The organism is Achromobacter insuavis, assembly GCF_902859645.1.
GTDB lineage: Bacteria > Pseudomonadota > Gammaproteobacteria > Burkholderiales > Burkholderiaceae_B > Achromobacter > Achromobacter insuavis.
In genome coordinates this window covers 1-6,306 of sequence record NZ_CADIJR010000149.1, presented here as the reverse complement: position 1 = coordinate 6,306, position 6,306 = coordinate 1, and the positions used below count along the sequence as shown (strand labels likewise).

6 protein-coding genes and 1 pseudogene are annotated in these 6,306 nt (G+C 71.7%); all 7 read right to left on the bottom strand.

Annotated features, from left to right (window positions below; genetic code table 11):
* Positions 1-734, bottom strand: a pseudogene (locus H0523_RS31370) (FUSC family protein); the annotation flags it as partial.
* Between the two features lie 16 nt (positions 735-750).
* Positions 751-1,239 carry a YbaK/prolyl-tRNA synthetase associated domain-containing protein gene (locus H0523_RS31365; RefSeq protein WP_054431294.1) on the bottom strand — a complete coding sequence of 163 codons (489 nt, stop codon included), beginning with the start codon at positions 1,237-1,239 and terminating at the stop codon, positions 751-753.
* A gap of 88 nt (positions 1,240-1,327) precedes the next feature.
* Positions 1,328-2,047, bottom strand: coding sequence for a response regulator transcription factor (locus H0523_RS31360; protein WP_054431295.1), 720 nt, complete (start codon positions 2,045-2,047; stop codon positions 1,328-1,330).
* A gap of 143 nt (positions 2,048-2,190) precedes the next feature.
* Positions 2,191-3,672 (bottom strand): efflux transporter outer membrane subunit, encoded by a 1,482-nt coding sequence (locus H0523_RS31355; protein ID WP_054431296.1) that lies wholly within the window; start codon positions 3,670-3,672, stop codon positions 2,191-2,193.
* Positions 3,673-3,680: 8 nt separating this feature from the next.
* Positions 3,681-4,826, bottom strand: a complete 1,146-nt coding sequence (locus H0523_RS31350; RefSeq protein ID WP_054431297.1) for an ABC transporter permease — start codon at positions 4,824-4,826, stop codon at positions 3,681-3,683.
* Positions 4,823-5,785 (bottom strand): ABC transporter ATP-binding protein, encoded by a 963-nt coding sequence (locus H0523_RS31345; RefSeq protein WP_054431298.1) that lies wholly within the window; start codon positions 5,783-5,785, stop codon positions 4,823-4,825. The genes H0523_RS31350 and H0523_RS31345 overlap by 4 nt, the downstream gene beginning before the upstream one ends.
* A partial coding sequence (locus H0523_RS31340) for an HlyD family secretion protein (protein ID WP_180180291.1) occupies positions 5,782-6,306 on the bottom strand: 525 nt, incomplete at its 5' end. The genes H0523_RS31345 and H0523_RS31340, both read right to left, overlap by 4 nt.

The following is a 6,306-nucleotide window of genomic DNA, read 5'->3' as shown; positions in this document are numbered from 1 at the left end:
CAGGCCTGCAGCTGCGCGGCCAGCCGCGCCAGCCGCGGCGAGGGCCCGGCGGCGCGGCGGCGGGCCGCCAGCAGGGTGTCGTAGGCCGTGGCCATGGCAGCCTCCATGTCGCGCCGGGCCGTCATGATGCGCGAGGTGCCGATGGCCGCGTACATCGCGGCCAGCTTGCGGTAGGCCAGCGCCACCGCCGCCCGCTCCGGCGCGGTGGGATTGACCACCCAGCCCAGCAGCGTCAGCGCCAGGCCGAACAGGCCGCCCGCGCCCACCAGCACCGAGGGCAGCCAGGGCGGCAGCGGCGAGGTCAGGCTGGCGCCGACGATCACGTAGGTGGCGAATTGCAGGGTGGCGACCGCGGCAATGTTGTTGAAGGTGCCGATGAGGCTGGCGATCAGGACCAGCACGGTCATGCCGGCGATGCTGAACAGGCCGTGGCCGGCCAGCAGCGTGCCGAGGAAGTAGCCCAGCGCCCCGCCGAAGACCGTGCTGCCGATGGACAGGGCGCGGTTGCGGTACGGGCCGCCGTTGTCGCCGGTGATGGCGGGCAGGGCGCCCAGCGCCACCAGCGCGGCCGCCGCGCTCTGGTCCAGCAGCAGGCCGGCGGCGGTCGGCAGGCCGATGGCCAGTGCCGCGCGCAGCGCCACCCAGCGGCTGACCGGCGACGGCTCCATGTGCGCCAGGCTCATCAGCCAGCGCATGTTGGAGGTGCGGGCGCGGCGCTCGGCTGACTGTGGCACGACGGCCCCGCGCCGGTTAACCCTGGCCCTTGATCAGCGGCGCTTCCTGCGGCGCGGCCAGGCGGAAATAATCGTCCGTCGCCATCAGGATGGAGGCGTCGAGCCGGCCGGCGTTGAACACGATTTCATCGTGCCGCTGGCGCAGGCTGGGATCCACCAGCAGGTGCAGGTCGGGGTTGAAGCTGAAGGGCGGGATCGCGCCGATCTCGCAGCCGGTCAGTTCGCGCGCCAGGTCCTGCGAGGCCAGCGAGGCCTTCTTGCCGCCGGCGGCGCGGGCGATGGCTTCCAGGTCGGCCTGCTGGTCGGCCGGGAACACGGCCAGCACGTTCCTGCGCTGGTTGGACGAGATCTTGACGCGGCACACCAGCGCCTTGGCGCCCTGGCTGACGGCGGTGCCGCGCACGGCGGCGACTTCCACCGAGCGGCCGGCGGCCGGGTGGGAAATGAGGCGGTAGCGGGCCTGGTGTTCGGTCAGCAGGGCCTGCAGGCGATCGTAGACTTCCATGGCGGGAAACGGTGGGTTGGCAAGGCCGGCGCCGGGGATCCGGCGGGCCATGCCGCATGATACGCCGCCGCCCGGCAGGCGGCGCGGGCTAGATGTCGCCGGTGAAGGCGTAGCCCCAGCCCCAGACGGTGCGGATCGGCAATTCCATGTTGGTCTCCTGCGCCTTGCGGCGCAGCCGGCTGACCACCACGTCGGTGCGCCGCACGGATTCGCGGCCGGCCTGCGGGTCGCCGGGTGGCAGGTCGCCGCGCGGCAGGCGCTTGTCGGGGCTGGTGGTCAGCTTGAGCAGGAAGTCGCGTTCGGCCTGGGTCAGCGGCAGGCGTGTGCCGCGCGGGCTGACCAGGGTCCAGGCGGCGTCCTGGAACTGCCACTTGCCGGTGGCTTCGGCGGGGCCGGCGGCCGGCGCGCGCACGTCGGGGTCGGCCGGGCGCCGGCCGCTGACGGGCACGCGGCGCACCAGCGCCTGCAGCGCGGCGGCGATTTCGGCGGTGGCCACGTCGGGCGGAAAGCAGGCGTCGGCGCCGCAGTGCAGGCCGAGGATGCGGTTTTCGGGGGAGTCGAAGGTGGAGACGGCGACGATGCCGGCGGTGGTGTCCATGGCGCGCAGGCCGGCCACGGCCATGCAGAGATCGGTCAGTTCGGCTTCCATCACCAGCAGCGGCGTGCGCCGCGCCTGGAACAGGCGGAACAGGCCGTTCGAGTCCTCGCAACCGCGCGGCGAGAAGCCCATGCCCGCCAGCGCGTCGCAGCGGCGCGCGCGTCGGTGGGCATCGGGCGAGAAGACGATCAGGTCTAGTAGGTCATTCATGAATCGTTGTCGAGATCAGTGCAGCTTGAGCGCATGCATGATGCATCGGATACAACGGATTCCTAAACGTCGCACAACGCCACTTTCTGACCCGAATTCTCGGACATGATCCGGCAAGGCCTGTATCGGCGCGGGTTTTCGGGCTAGGGCGCGGGGCCGGCGGGGGCCGCCGGCGGCTCGTTCCACCAGCCGCCGCCGAGCGCCTGCAGCAGGGCGGCAACGTCGGCGTAGCGCGCGCCATCGGCCGCGCTGCGGGCGATGCGCGTCTGCAGCAGCTGGCGCTGGCTGTCGAGCAGGCTGAGGTGGCTGATGCCGCCGGCCTGGTAGCGGTCGCCGGCGATGCGGGCGGCGTCGTCGGCGCGGCGCCAGGCGGCGTCATAGGCGTCGTAGGCCTGGGCGTCGGTCTGCACCGCGCGCAGGGCGTCGGCCACCTGGCGGAAACCATCGAGCACGGTCTGCCGGTAGCTGGCCGCCGCGGCCTCGTAGGCCGCCTGCGCCGAGCGCGTGCGGGCGCGCAGTTCACCGCCACGGAACAGCGGTTGCACCAGCCCCAGGCCCAGGTTCCACACATTGACGCCATCGGTGATATCGCCGGCCCGGGTGCGTTGCGACCCGAAGCTGGCGGTCAGGGTGAACCGCGGGTACTGGTTGGCCGTGGCTACGCCGACATCGGCCGAGGCCTGGTGCAGCAGGGCCTCGGCGGCCAGGATATCGGGCCGCTGGCGGGTCAGCGCCGACGGCACCCCGGTGGGAATCTCGGCCGGCAGCGCCAGGTCGGCCAGGCGCAGCGGCGGCGCCTGCCAGGCGGCGGGCGGCCGGCCCAGGTAGGTGGCCAGCTGGTGCGTGGCCTGGGCCAGCTGGTATTCCAGCGGCGGCACGGTGGCGGCGGTCTGCGCCAGCAGCAGTTCCTGGTTGCGCAGGTCGGCCTCGGCGATGCCGCCGGCCCGCAGGCGTTGCGCCATGATGTCGCGCTGGCGCTGCTGGGCCGCCAGCAGTTCGCGGGTGTCGGCCAGGCGCGCGGCCAGGTCGGCCTGGCGGATGGCGGTGGTGACGACGTTGGCGGCCAGCGTCATGCGCGCGGCCTGCAGTTCGTGCGACTGGTAGTCGACCTGCGCGGCCAGCCCCTCCAGCGCGCGGCGGTTGCCGCCGAACACATCGAGCGTGTAGGACACGTCGATCGAGGCGTTGTAGAGCGTGAACGGCGCGGGCTGCTCGGTCACCGGCACGCCATAGGCGGACGGATCGACCTTCTGCCGGGTCGCCGACAGGTTGGCGTCGACGGCCGGCAGCAGGCGGCCGCCGGTCTCCGCGTTCAGATCCTCGCCGGCCTGGCGCAGCCGGGCGCGGGCCTGTTCCAGGGTCGGGCTGGCGTCCAGCGCCTGCCGCACCAGCGCGTCCAGCGCGTCGGAACGAAACAGGCGCCACCATTGGGCCGGGATGTCGGCGCCGGTGAGGCGCGGTTGCGCGCCGCTGGCGGGGGCGGCGCTGTCGGCCGGCGATGTGTAGGCGGCGACCGGCGGCGCGGCGGGGCGCTCGAAGTCCGGTCCGACGGCGCAGCCGGGCAACAGGGCGCAGGCGGCCACGAGCGCGGCGCGGCGGGCGGAGGGCAGGTGGGGGCGGGGCATGGCGGCCTTCAATCCAGGGTGCGGCGGTAGAACTTCACGGCGGCGGTCATGACGACCACGGTGAACAGCAGCATGGGCCAGATGGTGGGCCACAGGTCCCACCAGCCGTTGCCCTTGAGCAGGATGCCGCGGATCAGCCGGTTGAAGTGCGTCAGCGGCAGCAGGTTGCCCAGGTACTGCGCCCACTTGGGCATGCCCAGGAACGGGAACATGAAGCCGGACAGCAGCATGTTGGGCAGGAAATAGAACATCGTCAGCTGCATCGCCTGCAGCTGGTTCTGCGCCAGCGACGACAGCGTGATGCCGACGGTCAGGTTGGCGGCCACGAAGATCAGCGCGCCCACGTACACCGTCACCAGGTTGCCCAGGAACGGCACGTGGAACACGAAGTACGCCGCCAGCAGGATGATGGTGGCCTGGATCAGGCCGATGGCGATGTAGGGCACGATCTTGCCGGTCATCACCTCCAGCGGCCGCACCGGCATGGCCAGCAGGTTTTCCATGGTGCCGCGCTCGCGTTCGCGCGTCATGGCCAGGCCGGTCATCATCACCAGCGTCATGGTCAGGATCACGCCCATCAGGCCAGGCACGGTGTTGTATTGCGAGATCTGCTCTTCGTTGTAGAGCTGGTGCACGCGCACGTCGAACGGCGGCTGGCCGCCGGCCAGGTGCGCCAGCGGGCCGGTCAGGTCCTTCTGCGCCACCGCCTGCGCAAGCTGCGTGGCCGAGCCGATCGCCAGCCCGGTCGCCATCGGGTCGGTGGCGTCGGCCTCGATCAGCAGCGCCGGCCGTTCGCCGCGCAGCAGCTGGCGCGAGAAGTCGGGCGGAATGGTCAGCACGAACAGCACCCGGCCCTGCGCCAGCGCGGCGCGGCCGGCCTCTTCGTCGGGCAGGGTCTCGACGATGTTGAAGTAATCCGACGCCGTCATCGCCGCCACGAAGCTGCGCGTGAACGGGCTGTGGTCGGCCACGATGACAGCGGTCGGCAACTGCTTGGGGTTGGTGTTGATGGCGTAGCCGAACAGCGCCAGCTGCATGATCGGGATGCCGACGATCATGCCGAAGGTGATGCGGTCGCGCCGCAGCTGCAGGAATTCCTTGAGCACCATGCTCCACCAGCGCGACCACGAGAAACCCTCCAGGTGGCGTCTCATGCCGGACTCGCGTAGTTGTCGTCGGAGCGGTTCATCAGGTAGATGAAGACGTCCTCCAGGCTGGTGTCGATGCGTTCCAGGCGCAGGTCCTGCCCGGCCACGACCTCGCGCAGGGTGCGTTCGAGCACGGCGGCGTCGCGGCCGCTGATGTGCAGCGCGGTGCCGAAGGCCACGGTCTGGTCCACCCCCGGCGCGCCGCGCAGCCGCTGCGCCAGCGGCACCAGGTCGTGGCCGTGGATGGCCCAGGTGGTCAGGCGCTGCTGGGCGATGACTTCGTCGGCGGTGCCCTGGATCAGCAGCTTGCCGTACGAGATGTAGGCCAGCTTGTGGCAGCGCTCGGCCTCGTCCATGTAGTGGGTGCTGACCAGCACCGAAATGCCGCGCGCGGCCAGCTCGTGCAGCTGTTCCCAGAAGTCGCGCCGCGCGGTCGGGTCGACGCCGGCGGTGGGCTCGTCCAGCAGCAGCAGGCGCGGCTCGTGCAGCAGGCAGGCGGCCAGCGCCAGGCGCTGCTTCCAGCCGCCGGACAGCGCGCCGGTGAGCTGGTTGGCGCGGGTCTGCAGGCCCAGGTCCTCGAGCGCGCGGTCAACGGTCTCGCGGCGGTTCGGCATGCCGTACATGCGGGCCACGAAGTCCAGGTTCTCGCGGATGGTCAGGTCGTCCCAGTACGAGAACTTCTGCGTCATGTAGCCGACGTGGCGCTTGATCTCGGCGCTGTCCTTGAGGATGTCGTAGCCCAGGCAGGTGCCGCTGCCCGAGTCGGGCGTCAGCAGGCCGCACATCAGGCGGATGCTGGTGGTCTTGCCGCTGCCGTTGGGGCCGAGAAAGCCGAAGATTTCGCCTTCGCGCACCTGCAGCGAGACGTCGTTGACCACGTGCTTGTTGCCGAAGTGCTTGTTCAGGCCGTGCACGTCGATGACGTAGCCGGGCTCGGCCGCGGGACGGGCGGGGGCGCCGTTCATTGCAGCGCCGCCTCGACCGGCTGGCCCGGATGCAGCCGCGTGGCCGCGTCCGCCGCGGGCCGGGCCTCGACCATGTAGACCAGCTTGCCGCGGGTTTCGCGGCTGTAGATCACCGGCGGCGTGTACTCGGCCTGGGGCGAGATGTAGTCGATGCGCACCGGCACCGGGTCGCCGCAACCGTCGCAGCGCACCGTGGCCTGCTGCCCGGGCTTGAGCGTGCCGACCACGGTTTCCGGCACGAAGAAGCGCACCTTGATGTTGCCGGGCGGCAGCAGGCTGACCACCGGGCTGCCGGCCGGCACCCATTCGCCCACGCGGTACAGCGTGTCGAAAACGAGGGCGGCGGTGGGCGCCGCCAGGCGCTTCTGCGCCAGGGTCCAGTCGGCCTGCGCCAGCGTCGCGCGCGCCGCCTCGACCTGGGCGGCCTGGGCGCGGCGCTGATCCTGGCGGCCGGGCAGGTTGGCCACTTCCAGCTGGGCGCGCAGCTCGCGCACCCGGGCCGCGTCCGACTGGGCCTGCTC

Excerpts from the sequence above, each read along its gene's own strand:
- H0523_RS31345 (WP_054431298.1), bottom strand. The coding sequence starts at position 5,785 with ATGAACGGCGCCCCCGCCCGTCCCGCGGCCGAGCCCGGCTACGTCATC.
- H0523_RS31365 (WP_054431294.1), bottom strand. The coding sequence starts at position 1,239 with ATGGAAGTCTACGATCGCCTGCAGGCCCTGCTGACCGAACACCAGGCC.
- H0523_RS31350 (WP_054431297.1), bottom strand. The coding sequence starts at position 4,826 with ATGAGACGCCACCTGGAGGGTTTCTCGTGGTCGCGCTGGTGGAGCATG.
- H0523_RS31355 (WP_054431296.1), bottom strand. The coding sequence starts at position 3,672 with ATGCCCCGCCCCCACCTGCCCTCCGCCCGCCGCGCCGCGCTCGTGGCC.
- H0523_RS31360 (WP_054431295.1), bottom strand. The coding sequence starts at position 2,047 with ATGAATGACCTACTAGACCTGATCGTCTTCTCGCCCGATGCCCACCGA.